The sequence below is a fragment of the Lysinibacillus sp. 2017 genome, from assembly GCF_003073375.1.
GTDB lineage: Bacteria > Bacillota > Bacilli > Bacillales_A > Planococcaceae > Solibacillus.
In genome coordinates this window covers 541,834-558,190 of the sequence record NZ_CP029002.1, presented here as the reverse complement: position 1 = coordinate 558,190, position 16,357 = coordinate 541,834, and the positions used below count along the sequence as shown (strand labels likewise).

Genomic DNA, 16,357 nt, shown 5'->3' with positions numbered 1-16,357 from the left:
GTTGATTATGCACTCGGTAGATGTTTATTAATTCAAAAAAACTCCCACTGTATTCTCCAACTCATGCGAATTTTTCTTATATTGATAATAACGGATGCTCTCTCGAATTAAATAATACATTGAAAAAATTAAGTTCTTCATAATTAGTAATACTATTACAAAAAGCACTCCAAAAATTGCACCTACTGTATGCGAGTTGTCATTTCTTCTTGAAAAGATATTTTCGAATAAAGCAGTAAAGGCAACAACTGTAATACCAGCTGAAGCTGCACCTAGCATTGGTTTTACAGAATTATAACGGAAGATTAATAAGGCTAATGCAATAAAAAATAAACTAAAAAATATTTCGTTTAACGGTGAGGTTCTCATAACTATTTCAATATTTAATAAACATATTGACGTAACTATTGTTCCCACAAGTGCCCAACCATAAATAATCGAAGCCCTTAATCGATCCGCTTCTGTCTGGGCTTTAAAAATGTATTTTACTACAAAGTTAAAAATCATATGTAAATTCCTCCTATAAATAAGTCGTTACTAATAGTTTAGACAAACTATCAAAATTTCCTTTCATAATTTTTAAGCAAGTTTATCTGTATCGAAGTAGTAATGTCAGATAATCATTATCCAAAACATACTAGGTTTTCAATTTTTCGTAATTGCCGAATCTATGATTTGGCAATCATATCAAAAAGAAGCCCTCTGCAAGATTGCTCTTACAAAGAACTTCCCAACTGACTACATGTATTTACTTATATATTCTGACTTTATTTAAATAACCTTTATCACCAGAGAATATAACTAATGATTTATCATCTTTACTATTAATCACTTCACCCGTGATTTCAGCATCTTTGTATTCATACCAAATATCACTAGCGATATTATTTAAAAATCTTTCAATCTTTGTATCTTGAAGATTGTACCATTCCTTATTGTAATTAACTACGCCTAAATCGATTTCGATCTCGACATCAATATAATCTTTGTTTCCTCTTAACGTGATGTCAAACGCCAAACTATTCCAATTCTTGTAGTCCTTATTTAACTGCTTCTCTAAATCTTTAAGGGAAATAGTAGATTGGGCTTTTAATTGCTTTTCCAATTCCGCAATTTTGACATCCTTTGATTTAATAGCATTTTCTAGTTCAGTAATTTTAGCATCTTTTGTTTTAGCTGCATTTTCTAATTCCGTAATTTTTGAATCTTTTGATTTAGCCGCATTTTCTAATTCCGTAATTCTTAAATCTTTTATTCTAACAAAGTTTTCCAAATTGGAAATTTCGTTCTTTAAATTAACTTCATTGGGATTTACATTATCTGTGATGTAGATAGATTTCTTTGGCCCGTCCCAAAGCACGTTCTTGTTAAGCGCTCCCGATAAGGAACGAACAGGTAAATAAGTCGTACCATCAATAAGGATAGGAGAAATATTACCAGACACAGGCACATTATTATTAAGAATGTTAATTTTCGGGTCAGTATCAACCTTTTTTGATACGACAGCAGCCTCAGAGACAGTCATTTGTGAAAATAATAAAATACTAGCAAAGATCGTTGTACCAATCCCTTTTCCGAGCCCATTAAATACTTTATTTCCCATTTTATCCACTCCTTCTATATTTCATAAATATTATACACTTAATATATTATTAATAGAAGTAATTTACAGTTAAAAGTTAGCACAAAATTATTGTCTATCGGATGGGTGCATAAACAATTATCGTCATGGCTTATTTCAAGTAATAACTGATTTTGCAGTGTTATTTCGTGTATTAAAATATGTTCACGACTGATTCTCCTTTACACTGACACCAAATTACATCGAATTGTAAAATTTTTCATGCACCCGGTGCACGATTGTGTGGAAACCAGAACAAAAAAGAAACCCTTTGCAAGATTGCTCTCACAAAGGACTTTCTCCTATCCTAACCGACTACATGCATTTACGGTAAGGTAGATTTAGAATTTTAACTAATATTGTATAAAATTACATTTTTTACTTTATGGTGAATCGATATTATACTATATTAGACCAAAACTAAGGAGGAACGATTCATGAACAAGAACAAGAAAAACAAACCCAACGCACGGTTATTCTCAGCCCTTACACTGGCAGTTGTCACACCAGCATTTGTCATTCCAATGGCAGAGCCCACCCTTGCGAATACAAACCTTGACTCTGCGCTAATCCAACCTGTTGCAGCCGTCACCGACTTCCGCGATGTGCCAGTCAATCATTGGGCGTATGAATCCATCGTGAAAGCCAGTCGGCAAGGACTTGTAGAAGGCTATAATGGGTTGTTTCGACCGAATGGAGAAGTGACACGAGCAGAACTTGCTACCTTCCTATCACGCGTATTTGACGGAACAGAACGAGGTAGTCATACCTTTATAGACGTTCCACAAGATCATTGGGCAATCGATGCCATTAACGAAGGGATTGAACTCGGTTTTATCAAACCAAACGATTACAAAAACAACAAATTTGGCCCCGACCAAGCAATGACACGCGATGAAATCGTGAAGTGGTTGGTCAATGGATTGGTGTCAAAAAATTTAGAATACGGCACCATTTTAGAGGAATTGGATTCTGATTTAACCTTGTTGCCAGTGACAGAGTTTTACAAAGGTGGACTCAAGAAAGAGGACATTCCATACTTTGGTGTTGCAATCGGTACAGGCTTAATAACGGGCTATTCCGATTTTTCAATTCGTCCAAGTGGCAAAACATCTCGTTCGGAGGTCGTGGCTATGTTATTCCGTATCCAAGACATCCTATCGAAAGAGCCAAACTTGTTTAGTGACTTGAATGAATTACGCGAAGTCGCAACAACCGGAACGAATATTTTGACACTCACAAATTATGAAAAAGCACGATTTGGTGACGATAATGGTATTTGGGATAGAGTCATGGAAGACGCTGCAAATAAAAAGAATATGAATTTAGACGAATATCTTAAAATGGAATTTGGAGAGGGTTTTAAGTACCCTGTTTCAGGGGAAGAGATAGGTGGTTTCGAGGATGTGCTAGGGAAACCGTATACGTTGAACAACAAACGTGCTGTTAACACAATTGAACGTGCCATTTTTGTGGACACGAGAGGATCACAAGCAAAAGGTGTTTATAAGGATATGTTTTTTAATGCAGATCCAAAACAGAAGGTGTTTGGTGAAAGATTAAATAAAAATTATTATTCGGTATATTACGAATACACAACAACACCAAATCAAAAAACCACTTTAAATAGTATGTATAATGGTTCTACTAAAGGGCAAGTAGGTGATTTCCTTATTAATTCAGTAAATGCAGAACAATTTGGTATCACGACACCTCGAACGATAGATGGATGGTACTATGAGAAAGGTGAAAATGGTATATTTGAAAAAATAACAGATGATTTCTTCACAAAAGGGAAAACCGTCCGCTATTGGGCTGTACAAATTGCTGGAAGTAAAGCAATTGACGATCCTTTTTCATCTGATGATAAAATAAGTGGCACGACAGACGATGGCATTCGATATTCTTATGAAATTTTAAAATAAAAAATGTCTTTGTAATAAAATAGGATCAAATATTAACAACTTTATTTTAACCCCCGTCCAAACCTAGAACGGGGGTTATGTCTGTATGGAGCTTTATTGATATTTTAATAAGATACTATCATAGGTGGCATACACAGCCATGCTATGTAGAACCTTTCGTCAATTTTGAAATTACAGTTAATCATCAGAATTGTTTGCACACTCTGTGTATGATATAGAAAGTGATTTTATTATAGATAAATACCCTTTATCTGTAAATTCTAATCTTATTTAAATAACCTTTATCACCAGAGAATATAACTAATGATTTATCATCTTTACTATTAATTACTTCACCCGTGATTTCAGCATCTTTATATTCATACCAAATATCGCCAGCGATATTATTTAAAAATTTTTCAATCTTTGTATCTTGAAGTTTGTACCATTCTTTATTGTAATTAACTACGCCTAAATCGATTTCGATTTCGACATCAATATAATCTTTGTTTCCTCTTAGTGTGATGTCAAACGCCAAACTATTCCAATTCTTGTAGTTCTTATTTAACTGCTTCTCTAAGTCTTTAAGGGAAATAGTAGATTTGGCTTTTAATTGCTTTTCCAATTCAGCTATTTTGACGTCCTTTGATTTAATAGCATTTTCTAGTTCAGTAATCTTAGCATCTTTTGATTTAGTTACATTTTCTAATTCAGTGATTTTTGCATCTTTTGATTTACCCGCATTTTCTAATTCCGTAATTCTTAGATCTTTTGTTCTAACATAATTTTCCAAATTATAAATTTCATTCTTTAAATTAACTTCATTCGGATTTACATTATCTGTGATATAGATTGATTTAGATGGTCCGTCCCAAAGAACGTTCTTGTTAAGCGCTCCCGATAAGGAACGAACAGGTAAATAAGTAGTACCATCAATAAGGATTGGAGAAACATTACCAGACACTGGCACATTATTATTAAGAATCTTAATTTTAGGGTCGGTCTCAACCTTTTTTGATATGACAGCAGCTTCTGAGACAGTCATTTGTGAAAATAATAAAATACTAGCAAAGATTGTTGTACCAATCCCCTTTCCGAGCTTTTTAAACATTTCATTCTCCATTTTTTCCACCCCTTCTATATTCCGTAAATATTATATGCTTAGTATGTTATTAATAGAAGTAACTTACATATAAAATTTGGCGCAAAATTATTGGATATATCGGGTGCGTTCACAAACAATTGTCGTCAAAACATATTTCAAGTAGTAGCTGATCTTGCAGTGTTTTTCATGTATTGCAATAGGTTCACGACCGATCCTCCTTTACACTGATTGCTTTGCCTAATGAACGATCATTATCATTTGCTTATTCAAGTAATAGCCCACTAAATAAAATTATGATCCGTATTAACCCACGTTATAGTGAGTATTATAAAAAGAAGTATAACTATAACGGGTATATAAATTTATAGTATTAACCATTTCGTACATATTTAAGTTGTAAAATCCAACATTAATCATTGATTTAAAAATAATTGCATTGTTTTTGTTCTACCCGCTTCATCTTTTTGTCTATCTCCTATCCAACTTTGAAGCAATGACTGTTTTAATATTATTAATTGCTTTTCTTGTTGTTTTCGACAAATGACATCACTGTTTTTCTGGTTTAATTTAAAATCAATTTGATATTTTCATTCTCTAAATTTTCACTTGTAAATCCAAAATATGTTCTTTTCCAGTTTATAAGATGATCCGCACATCGACTCAGCACAGTTCTAGATTCCCCCAATATATAAAATCTCTTCCTTCCCTTTGTAATATACTAAAACTTCATATTATACCATCACTAATCGCATTTGAAAAATCCTCATTAAAAAATCAATTTGTAATTTCATTTATTTGCTCCTTGAATACACTTTTTTATGGATATAAGTGATCAAATCTACTTAAGTTAATTCTACAAAAAGCACTAAATTCCTCTAAGGAAATTTAGTGCTTAATTTTTTTTGTGCAATAGGTACACGTTTACATAAAATCGTTCTCTCTTATAGGGATAGAGAGCTATTTGTGTAGTGAATGATAATTAGAAGTTATAATATATAATATCAGATTGTTGGAGTTAGATCGCTACAGCTATGTTTGAAAACAAAAATGAAGTCCTATGCAAGAATTCTCTCGCATAGGACCCTAATGAATTTTGAGCAACTATAAGAAATTATTTTTTATCGGAGAATAAATTTAAATCTGTTTTATCAATATCTTCAGCTAAAGCTTTATTTATATAGTCATTTAATTGCGATTATTGCTCTAATCATAACTTAGGCTGAAAGGCAAAAAGAAAAGCCCTACACAGCCGAAGCCATGTAGAGCCATTCGTCAATTCTGGAATTGTAGTTAATTTTCATAATTGTTTGTGTACCCGGTGCACGGAATTCCTCATACAAGACTTCAATCCTTCTAACGTACTCCATGTATTTTCATAAATTGTATTAAATTGTCGGGATTGTTTGTGCACCCGGTGCACGATATTTTTCCTGAGAACATCTGGCTCCCACTGCGTTCCAACACCACATCCACCAACTGAATTCTTTTTCCTGGTTCCTTCTTTAATTTTTCTTCCATTTGTAACTCCTCCTTCAAAATAGAAAATGCCCTTCACTCCACATTCGGAATGAAAGGCATTCATTAATTACTTCATATCTATATTAAATATTTCAAAGTCGTTGTTACGACTCAGAACATAAGCGCAGGCTGAAGGGCAAATAGAAAAGCCCTACACAGCCGTAGCCATGTAGAGCCTTTTGTCAATTCTGGAATTGTAGTGAATTGTCAGTATTGTTTGTGCACCCGGTGCACAATATTGATTGTCAGAATCATTAGTGTATATAGTACACGAAATTCACTAGGAAAAATTACTTAGTTACTGTTACTGTAACACTAACCGGTACTGTTGGTTGAGTAGTAGGAGCAGTTGGAGTAACTACACCAGTATAAATTACTGTATCACCTGCTGTTGCTGCATCATAGTCAGCTGAAGCTGTCCATGCTACGCTAGCTGTTGCTATAGTACCATCTTCTTTAGTAACTGTTACAGTTGTTCCTAATGCTGCTAATACTGCTGCATTGTCTGCATGAGTACCTGTAGTAGTTGTGATTGATGGAGCTGCTACAGAAGTAATTACATTACCTAAGCGTGTAATTTCTGTTTCTGCAGCTGTTAAAGTTGCAACGTTAGTTACTAGTGCTTTTGCATCAGCTGATAAAGCGTCATATGCTGCACGTGCTGTATCTACTGCTGTTTTATCAGCATAAGTTAAAGTACCTACAACTGGAAGTGACGCAATTTGCCCTTGTACTGCTGCCGCTGCTGCCGCTGCTGCTACATCTAAAATCCCAGCATTACCAACGGCAGTTGTACCAAATTTAACTTTATTAGCATAAGTATATCCACCAGTTAAGTTAAATGCATTGAAATCGAAGATATACATTGCTGCATCATTTGAAGAAACAGTAATTTTTTGTTTTTCAGTTGCAGTTAATGGTGTTAAGAAATCAATTTCAACAACGCTTGTATCAGTATCTTTAATATCAGCTACATAATCTGTACCAGCAATTAGAGTTTTTGATTGGTTTAAACCAACTTTAATTGTGAACATACCAGCTAGAGCTGCTTTATTTGCTGGAGCAGCATCGAATGTTGAAGATAAATTTTCATCAAAATGTAATTCGATTGTGTCAGAATCAATAGCATTGATACCTGTATTAGTAGTTGAAGCAACTAATGAAGGTGCTACTCCATCTTGTACAGTTAAGCCAGATACTGTAGGAATTTTATTTCCTAATAAATCTAATGATCTAACATTTGCTTGTGCAACTGTAGATACAGTAGCTGTTACATTAGCTGATAAGTTAGTAGGTAATGTTAAAGTAACAACTCCTTGACCATCAACAGTTTCATATGAAGCTGAAGTTGGTACAATAGTACCATTCACTAAGAAATCAGAAGCATAAACTACTTGTAATGGACGATCTAATACTACTTTAACCTTATTTTTAGCAGTTGCAATTGTTTTAGCAGGAATGATTTGTGCAGTAGTATTACCCCATAGAGGAGTGTCAGTATCTAAAATTTCTTTTGTTAATCCAGCTAGTTTATTGCCATTCTTATCTGCTACTAATGTAGTTTTGAAACCAGTAATAGCTCCAGCAGTTAATACATTAGTACCGTCATATTTAGCATCTTTTGGAATCGTGATGATTACAGCCTTGCTATCATATGTTGGTTGGAAAGTTGTACCTGCTGGTAATAGGTACCATGAAGTACCAACTTTAATCATATAACGATCTGATTTCAGAACTGAGTATTCTCCATCAAGTGCCATTGAATTGCTGAATACTACTTGAACTTTAGTTCCTTCAGCACCAGCATCTACTACTGCAACATTTGTAACTGTAGGAGCTGTAATTTCAGGTACTGCAATTGTAAATGTTTGAGGAATCATCTTATTATTTAAAGCTGTTCCATCTACAACATTTTTCACTTCTACTGAGTAAGTTTTACCTTCTTCAAGAGCATTAGAAAGTGTAACAGTTAAAGTGTTAGTGTGCTTAGCTTTTGCAACTGCACTTGAAGCAACTGCAACTACTTCACCTTTTGCATTCTTAACTACAAGATTTTCAGAATTCACACCAGTAAATTGAGAAGTGCTGATGGCTTTATTGAATTTAATATCTAATTGAGATGAAGAAGCTGCAGTAAAGTTGCCGTATTCATCTGTATAAATACCTAATGATGAAACTTCAGGACGTGTAACGTCTACTGTAGCAGTTACTTTAGTGCTTAATTTAGAAGCGACATTACCGAATAAATCACTTGCTTTTTCAATAACTAAAGTAGTTTCTCTAGCTGGTAATTTATTATCAGCAAAGATAATTTTATAAGTTGTGAATGTAGAATCAGTAGCTACTGCACTATTTGCACCGTGTTTAACTACACCGTCATTATCAGTCCAGTAGATATTAGATGCTTTAACAGTCTCTGCATCTACCGCTTCATCAAACTTAACAATTGCTGCATCTAATGTAGCAGACACGATTGAGAATGAAGCTGGAGCTGCAGTATCATCCGCTACTGTGAATTCTTTATCTAAGTAGTTGATAATTGTCATGTTTGCATAGTCTTGTACGCCTGCAACTGAAACTTTGTTTACGCCAGCTTTAAGACGGCTATAAAGAGTAATTGTTGCTGTTTTGCCATCTTCAGATAGTTCCACTTCACCATTTACTACAAAACCATTAACTTTATAGTTAATACGAGTTTGTGCACTGTCTTTTTTAACTGGTTCGCTAAAGTGTACATTAATAACTTTATTACCTAGTACTTCAACTGATTTCACTTCAGGTACTGTTACATCAAGAGCCGTAAATGTATATTCTGCTGATGCAAGTTTAGTAATACCGCTAACAGTTAATTTGTGAACTTTTTGGTTTGTTAGAGTTGGACCATCACTAGAGAAGTTAATAACTACTGATTTTTTATCTTCAGATAATGTAGCAGAAGATACAGCATTTAATGTAGCACCATCTAATTTGTAGTTAGTAATTTTTTCTGCTTCTTCAGCAGAAACAGTAGTGTTAAATTGCACAACTACTTCTTTCAGGTTAGTCGCACTTACAGATTCAACTTTAACAGTTGTTAAAGATTCTTCATAAGCAGCAACTAATTTTTCAGCAGCTTCTAATTTTGTTTTCGCAGCAGCGATACCTTCTTCAATAGCTTTAACTTCTTCGTCAGTTACAACTTTAGCTTCTTTAGCAGCTTCTAATGCTTTTTCAGTAACTTCGATTGCAGCTTTTGTATCTGCTACAGCAGTTTTTGCAGCAGTAGCGTTTTCAGCTGTTACTTTGTCAGCTAATTTACCAACAGTTTCTTTTAAGTTTTCTACTGCAGCTTTTAAATCAGCAGCTGGATTTACAGAAGCTTCTTCAGCGCGAGAGAACATTACAGCGAAGTCTTGTTTAGTGATGTTAGCGTTCGGGTTTAATTTACCGTTGTCGCCTTTGATTACGCCATTAGCTACAGCGATTTCTAAAGCTTCTTTAGCCCAAGATTTCACAGATGCAGCATCTGAGAAATCAGCTAGGTTAGCTGAACCTTCTAAACCGAAAGCATTTACAAAGATGATTGCAGCTTCAGAGCGAGTTAAGTTACCTGATGGGTTGAACTTACCAGCGCCTTGACCTTGGAAATAACCGTTGTTTACAGCAGCGTTAATAGCATCGTAATACCAAGCGCCAGCTTTCACGTCAGTGAAGTTGATAGTAGCAGTAGTATCTGCGTCTAAAGCTTTTACTAAGATAGTAGCACCTTCAGCGCGAGTTACTGAGTTTTTAGGGTTGAAGTTACCCTTTGCATCGCCTTCGATTACTCCACGATCTACTAAGTCTTGTACCGCTTCTTGGGCATATGATGAAACTGTATTTAAGTCATTAACTTGTGCAGCTGATGCCACCGGAACGATTGCAGATGCTACTAATGCAGCAGTTGCAGTTGTCGCGAATAATTTACGACCTTTGTTTGTTTTTGCCATTTAATTTTTTCCTCCTAAATTGCCTTTTTATCAAGTTATTGATAGCAAGTCGCAAAATGCTATGTAGCGATGCGTTTTAGCTTCCTCAATCACTTAGATAAAAGGTTTTTTTTCCTAAATGCACATAAATTGGTACCGCAGTATCAATTTAGCACATTTAATTACTTCAATAATATACCATCTATTAATTTAGAACACAAGGATATATTCGAATAATTGTTCATTACCTAGAATGGTAAATTACAAACATACCAATATATCCTCAAAAACCTTTTACTGGGTTTCATGTAACAATTATATAGTATGTCGAAAGGAATTGCAGTATGATTTTTCCCAATAATTAGGTTTACAATCACCTTTTTCATAGATTAAGTAGGCATAAAAACCATTTTAAGTCAAAAATTTGTTACATTTGTAAAATGCGATTTTTTTATTGAAATATGAATTTATCATTATTATTTGGAAAATACTTTAAAATAACAAACGTAAAACCCCTTCAAAACGCCACATATTTACCATTATTAGTAACTAAAGTGTAAATAATGTAACTCAATTGTAATATATTTTTCGAATCATTTTAATTTACCGACAACAGATTTTCAAAACCCTTTCCTAGTTCCATTCTCATCCCCTTCCCCTACATCGTCGAACCTTTCCTTTTTCCATACGTCAAATCGTTAGCCGCAATCGGTTTCTTTCCTATTGGGAGTAACTTCTCTAATACTTTTGTGGTATGATAAATGGCAGTGAAATGCTCTTAAATAGAAAGGTTGTCAAAAAGAATATGAGACATGTAGAGATTATGGGGATTCCCTTCTTACATATAGATCAGAACAATTTTGCGAAGCTACTTGTCGAACGTGCCATTAATAAGGAAAAGACGTTCGTCATTACAGCCAATCCAGAAATTGTGATGCGTGCGAATGAGGACCCAACGTTAATGCAGTATATTAATGAAGCAACGTATATTTGTGCAGATGGAATTGGGGTCGTAAAGGCGGCTTCCATCCTAGGCGAGGACTTACCTGGGCGTGTAACGGGCTATGATACGATGATCGAGCTATTAAAGGTCGGCAACGAAAAGCGCTTTAAAGTGTATTTACTCGGCGCACAAAAAGAAACGATTGAAAAAACAGTAGCCAACATTAAGCGAGATTATCCAAACGTCGAGATCGTCGGCTATCATGACGGATTCTTCGACTGGAATAACAATAACCTTGCAGAAGAGGCCGCTAAACTGCAGCCTGACTTAATCTTCACTGCTCTAGGTGTACCGCGCCAAGAAAAATGGATTTACGAAAATATGGACAAGTTCTCGCACGGAGTATTTATGGGGATTGGTGGTTCGTTCGACGTAATCGCTGGTACTGTCAAACGTGCACCGGTCATTTGGCAAAAGCTGAATTTAGAATGGCTTTACCGCCTACTAAAACAGCCAACTCGTTTTAAACGTATGCTCGTACTCCCACAATTTGCGTTAAAAGTCTTTTCAATGAAACGTAAAGGACAACGATAAGCCTATGATTCAGTCAACATTAGTGAAAAGCACGCTTATTTTGACCCTTGCGACGTTGTTATCGAAAATTTTAGGCAGTATCTTCCGCGTACCCCTGCAAAATATTGCGGGCGACGAGGTGCTCGGGATATTCAGCCTTGTTTACCCAGTCTATATGGTCGCATTGTATTTATCCGTAGCGGGGATTCCACTCGCGATTTCGAAACTCATCGCAGAAGCAAATACCCAAGACAAGCCGCAACGCATTAAGAAAATTTATCTAACAGCGAGTATCTTAGCTATTTGCTTCGGGATCTTCAGCTTTGCCGTTATCTTTGGCTTCTCGCATACGCTCGCAAATGCACTCGGTGGACCAGAAGCGCGCTTTGCGTTAATCATCGTGGCACTGACATTACTCGTTGCACCGTATATGGCGGTGTATCGTGGGTTCTTCCAAGGATTCGGTGATATGCGCCCGACTGCGGTGTCACAAGTTCTGGAGCAGTTAATACGTGCTGTACTCATTATCGCAGCAGCCTACATCCTTGTTAAAATGGAGTTATCTACAGAGATTATCGCAGGTGGTGTGATGATTGGTTCGGTATTAGGAGCATTTGCTTCATTAATATTCTTACGTTTAAAATACCGCCGTTCACCACTCAAGGTTGTATCCGCTGAGCCTTATACGAAAAGTGATTTCTCTAAATGGAGTAGCACGATTTTAAAAATTTCGATTCCAATTGCGATTGGTTCGGTCACGATGGCACTGTTCAACTTTGTCGATTCGTTCACTGCAACCTATTCCCTAAAAGAAGCGGGTGTAACCGCGCAAAAAGAAATCAACTATTTATACGGACTCTACGGACGTGGTGTCACACTCGTACAAATTACGACCGTATTCGCGTCTTCGATTATTTTGCCGCTTGTTCCGCTGATTACATCGAAACTTGCGCAAAAAGACGAAAAAGGTACGCGCTCGGTTATTGAGCAAACGTACCGCATGACGCATTTAATTACATGGCCCGCTGCAATGGGGTTACTTGCACTGACATTACCATTAAACTTAGCACTTTATACAAACTTAGAAGGTAGTATGATGCTAGCGATTATTAATGCGAGTGCTGTGTTCACTTCGTTAACATTAGTAAGTACCGGCGTATTGCAAGGGATGAACTTAGCACGATTAAGCGCGTACATCATTGTTGGTGGTGTACTTCTAAAAATTGTACTGAACATTATCCTTATCCAGCAATACGGATTAGAGGGTGCTGCTTGGTCGACATTGATCGTATATGCGGTTGTCTTTATCGTCAATACGCTCTTCATCTTACGTTCAATTCGCTTCTCAGCATTTAATGCTACAACTGTAAAAATCATAGTTTCTTCTATTATAATGGCGATTTTTGTCGGAGCCCCTACCCTACTGTTTGAAGTAGCAAGCTGGGGTCGACTAGTAGCTCTTGGCTATTCAATTGTGGCCATTGCGATTGGTGCGGTTGTGTACTTCGCGTTACTATGGTTCACACATGCTATTTATCCAGAAGATTTAAAACGTATCCCGGTTATCGGGAAGAAACTACAACTTAAAGAGAGAGAAAGGGAGACGAGACAATCTATGAAAAAGAACCGATCATGGCTATGGGCAGTAATTGTTGTACTACTACTCGCCTCTTCTATTGGCATCATCAATCGATGGAAGGTTGAGCAAGACAACAAAACATACGAGGTCATTATTCCGTATGAAGAAATTTTAACGACTTCACAAGAAAGTGGCTTATCTGTGGATGAGGTACTGACACAATTAGAGGATGCTGGTTTAACAACGGTCAGTCTAAGTCCAGTAACATTGACGGATTTAGAAACTCAAAATATCGTTACGATTTATGAAGAAAGTGATTTAGCCGCACTTCTACACTTTACAGAGTATCGTGATGCTATTGATGTGAAGAAAACAGGTTACTATATTTCTGTTCCTGAGGACGACTATTACCAACGCTTCATCACTGAAGCAATGGATGTTGAGGATGTTATGATTGGTGACGAGCCGTTCTACTTCCTAGCAAGTTCAGATGAATTTTATGATACTTCGACAGCGATTGGCTACGATGAACATGCATTAGCTGCTGTTGAGAGCCATAATTTATCCCATGTGTTCCGCGTGACAAATGCAATGACAGATGAAGTAAACGGGAAATTAGTTGATCAGTTAGTTACTTTAAAATCAGATACGACAGCGGGTCTTTTAGGATCTGGTATGGAAGCGCTTGGCTTTGGTCAAGTATCTCAACCGAAATTTATTCAAGAGCTTGATGATGCTGGCTACTTCTTCTACTTAATTGAAGGCAGCAAGTTAAAAGGCGAACAGGCGATTGCTCGTCAAAACAGCTATAATTTCGTTCGTTTAATAAGTATCGACATTAACAAAAATTCAAAGTATACATCAAAACAAATGATGCTTGATGCTTCCGTTCGTGCTGTAAAAGAACGCAACATCAAATCGATTTTCTATCATATTAAAACAACTGGCGATTCTGCTGAAAACTTAGAGCTAGCCGTTGATTACTTAAATGATGTACCAAATCGTATGCCAGCTTCATTTAATGCAGGTATTCCTACACCATTTGATAACATCGACGTACCTGCATGGGCGAAGTTACTGATTTTAATAGCGGGTGTCCTATTCACTTACATCATGTTCGGTTTACTAAAATGCAAGCCAATTCAATATGTGGCATCAGCAGGTATGCTTGTATTAGCAGCAGCTTACTTCTTACTTGATCGCATTTTATTCATTCAAGCGTTTGCATTAATTATCGCCGTGTTAACACCAATTTATGCGGTCATGTCTTCTGCGAAAGGGACTAAAAATATTGTGCAAATCGCGTTGCAGTACTTGAAGGCTGTAGCAATTAGCTTTATTGGGATTTTCATTGTCATTGGTTTACTAAACGGCAATGGTTTCTTAACAGGTTTTGAAACATTCCGCGGCGTTAAGCTTGTGTATGTTGTGCCGATTGCTGGTGTGATTGTCATGGTCATTATGTCTATTTATCGCATTTTCGATAATGGCTACAAAAATGCCCTGACTCGTACAGTAAAAATTTCGAATAAAGAAGTACGTTACTGGCATTTAATTCTGTTCGTGATTATCGCAGCGATTGGTTTATTTTACATTGGCCGTACTGGTAACTCCGGTACAACGACGGCAACTGAGTTAGCGCTTCGCCAATTGTTAGAGGATACACTGTATATACGCCCACGTACGAAGGAATTTTTAATCGGTTTCCCGATCTTTGTAACGGCTTTATATGCAATGGGTATTAACCGTAAATTAGGTAGCATTTTATTAATCCCTGGGGTTATCGGCTTCCTATCGATGATGAATACATTCACACACTTACACATCCCTGTAGGCGTATCGATTTTACGTTCAGCGTATAGTGTTGTGCTTGGCTTTGTCGTTGGATTAGTGTTTATCGTGATCTTTAAGATTCTTTATAAATACGTGAAGAAATTTATCGCGAGGTGGTCATAATGCATATCGTACTTTCTGGCTATTACGGCTTTGATAATGTGGGTGATGAGGCGATTTTACTGTCGATCATCACCGCGCTTCGCAAACAACAGCCTGCTGTCGAATTAACCGTACTTTCAAACAATCCTGAAAAAACGGCGAAAACGTACGATGTGAAGGCTATTGATCGCTGGCAGCTAAAAGAAATTGCGCGTGCGTTAAAAAAAGCAGATGGACTGATTAGTGGTGGCGGTAGCTTACTGCAAGACCAAACAGGCATGAAAACCATTCCGTACTACTGCATCATTATGCGTATGGCGAAGTTTGTGCATACACCGGTCTTTGTGTACGCACAAGGAATGGGGCCGATTAATCATCCGATGAGTCGTTTCATTACGAAAGGCACATTAAATAAGGTTGCGCATATTACGCTTCGAGATGAGGCATCTAAGCAGCTGCTTGAACAAATCGGCGTGAAAAAACAAATGAGCATTGTACCTGACCCTGTTATCGGGCTAGATGCTTCTTCGTTCCGTAGTGATTGGCTAACGCGTCAAGCGTTTGAAGGTAGCTATATTACAGTCAGTGTACGTGATTGGCCATCTGAAGTGAACTTCAAGCAGAAAATTGTCGATAGCTTAGATTTACTAGCAGCAGAAGGACACCAAATTGTCTTCATCCCCATGCATGATGAGCATGACGAGAAAACGTCGTTTGAGCTTGTGCATATGATGAAAGAAAAAAGCGTCGTTGCTCCTGGGAATTTATCGATTGAGGAAAAGGTAACGATTATTGGACAATCGGATTTACTTATTGGTATGCGATTGCACTCTCTTATTTTCTCAGCGATTCAAGCCACTCCGTTCATCGCGCTTTCTTATGATCCAAAAATCGATGCGTTTGCTGCTATTGCGAACCAGCCGAATATGGGGCATGTTGAAAAAGATGATTGGAACGGCGTGCAGCTATTTGAAAAGGCTGTTGATATGCTACGTGACCACGCTATCATTGAACAAGCACTCCGCGTTCAAGTCGCACAGTTACAAGTAGAAGCTCAAAATACAGCGCTACTTGCATTAGAGACATTTAAAGGACAAAAGCGCTAAAGCGCCTGTTCAGCCCTGACCGAGGGGCTGGCGCTTTAGCCTAGACGTAAAATAAAAAAAATAGCCACAACGAATTTCACTTCGTTGTAGGCTATTTTTTTGTTGTGCTGAACATCCTTCTATAAT

General features: G+C 36.8%; 9 protein-coding genes. 4 read left to right on the top strand and 5 right to left on the bottom strand.

Annotated elements, in window-relative coordinates; genetic code table 11:
* Positions 1–27: 27 nt before the first annotated feature.
* Both DCE79_RS02550 and DCE79_RS02545 read right to left on the bottom strand, forming a co-directional pair.
* Positions 28–507 (bottom strand): hypothetical protein, encoded by a 480-nt coding sequence (locus DCE79_RS02550; protein ID WP_108711560.1) that lies wholly within the window; start codon positions 505–507, stop codon positions 28–30.
* Positions 508–748: 241 nt separating this feature from the next.
* A complete protein-coding gene (locus DCE79_RS02545; RefSeq protein ID WP_108711559.1) occupies positions 749–1,603 on the bottom strand; it encodes a stalk domain-containing protein in 855 nt (284 codons plus the stop codon).
* 455 nt (positions 1,604–2,058) lie between these two features.
* On the opposite strand from DCE79_RS02545, the gene DCE79_RS02540 reads away from it, so the two are divergent.
* Complete coding sequence (locus DCE79_RS02540) at positions 2,059–3,546, top strand: S-layer homology domain-containing protein (RefSeq protein ID WP_108711558.1); 1,488 nt, start codon at positions 2,059–2,061, stop codon at positions 3,544–3,546.
* A gap of 247 nt (positions 3,547–3,793) precedes the next feature.
* Here the strand turns inward: DCE79_RS02540 and DCE79_RS02535 are convergent, their stop codons facing one another.
* The 3 genes from DCE79_RS02535 to DCE79_RS02525 form a co-directional block, all read right to left on the bottom strand.
* Positions 3,794–4,648 (bottom strand): stalk domain-containing protein, encoded by an 855-nt coding sequence (locus tag DCE79_RS02535; protein WP_108711557.1) that lies wholly within the window; start codon positions 4,646–4,648, stop codon positions 3,794–3,796.
* 1,335 nt (positions 4,649–5,983) lie between these two features.
* A complete protein-coding gene (locus DCE79_RS18705; protein WP_234417317.1) occupies positions 5,984–6,148 on the bottom strand; it encodes a hypothetical protein in 165 nt (54 codons plus the stop codon).
* 290 nt (positions 6,149–6,438) lie between these two features.
* A complete protein-coding gene (locus DCE79_RS02525; RefSeq protein WP_108711556.1) occupies positions 6,439–10,116 on the bottom strand; it encodes an S-layer homology domain-containing protein in 3,678 nt (1,225 codons plus the stop codon).
* Positions 10,117–10,900: 784 nt separating this feature from the next.
* Here DCE79_RS02525 and DCE79_RS02520 point away from each other — a divergent pair.
* Genes DCE79_RS02520 through csaB form a run of 3 tightly spaced genes read left to right on the top strand, consistent with a single transcriptional unit; the run spans position 10,901 to position 16,231 of the window.
* Positions 10,901–11,632 (top strand): WecB/TagA/CpsF family glycosyltransferase, encoded by a 732-nt coding sequence (locus tag DCE79_RS02520; protein ID WP_234417316.1) that lies wholly within the window; start codon positions 10,901–10,903, stop codon positions 11,630–11,632.
* A 4-nt stretch (positions 11,633–11,636) separates the two neighbouring features.
* On the top strand, positions 11,637–15,146 hold the full coding sequence (locus tag DCE79_RS18700; protein WP_234417315.1) for a DUF5693 family protein: 3,510 nt from the start codon (positions 11,637–11,639) through the stop codon (positions 15,144–15,146).
* A complete protein-coding gene (gene csaB / locus DCE79_RS02505) occupies positions 15,146–16,231 on the top strand; it encodes a polysaccharide pyruvyl transferase CsaB (protein WP_108711554.1) in 1,086 nt (361 codons plus the stop codon). Before DCE79_RS18700 ends, csaB begins: the two co-directional genes overlap by 1 nt.
* The last annotated feature ends 126 nt before the right edge of the window (positions 16,232–16,357 follow it).

What these genes read in the sequence shown, in the direction of transcription:
- csaB (WP_108711554.1), top strand. Translation starts at nt 15,146, where the DNA reads ATGCATATCGTACTTTCTGGCTATTACGGCTTTGATAATGTGGGTGAT.
- DCE79_RS18700 (WP_234417315.1), top strand. Translation starts at nt 11,637, where the DNA reads ATGATTCAGTCAACATTAGTGAAAAGCACGCTTATTTTGACCCTTGCG.
- DCE79_RS02545 (WP_108711559.1), bottom strand. Translation starts at nt 1,603, where the DNA reads ATGGGAAATAAAGTATTTAATGGGCTCGGAAAAGGGATTGGTACAACG.
- DCE79_RS02540 (WP_108711558.1), top strand. Translation starts at nt 2,059, where the DNA reads ATGAACAAGAACAAGAAAAACAAACCCAACGCACGGTTATTCTCAGCC.
- DCE79_RS02550 (WP_108711560.1), bottom strand. Translation starts at nt 507, where the DNA reads ATGATTTTTAACTTTGTAGTAAAATACATTTTTAAAGCCCAGACAGAA.
- DCE79_RS02535 (WP_108711557.1), bottom strand. Translation starts at nt 4,648, where the DNA reads ATGGAGAATGAAATGTTTAAAAAGCTCGGAAAGGGGATTGGTACAACA.
- DCE79_RS02520 (WP_234417316.1), top strand. Translation starts at nt 10,901, where the DNA reads ATGAGACATGTAGAGATTATGGGGATTCCCTTCTTACATATAGATCAG.
- DCE79_RS02525 (WP_108711556.1), bottom strand. Translation starts at nt 10,116, where the DNA reads ATGGCAAAAACAAACAAAGGTCGTAAATTATTCGCGACAACTGCAACT.
- DCE79_RS18705 (WP_234417317.1), bottom strand. Translation starts at nt 6,148, where the DNA reads ATGGAAGAAAAATTAAAGAAGGAACCAGGAAAAAGAATTCAGTTGGTG.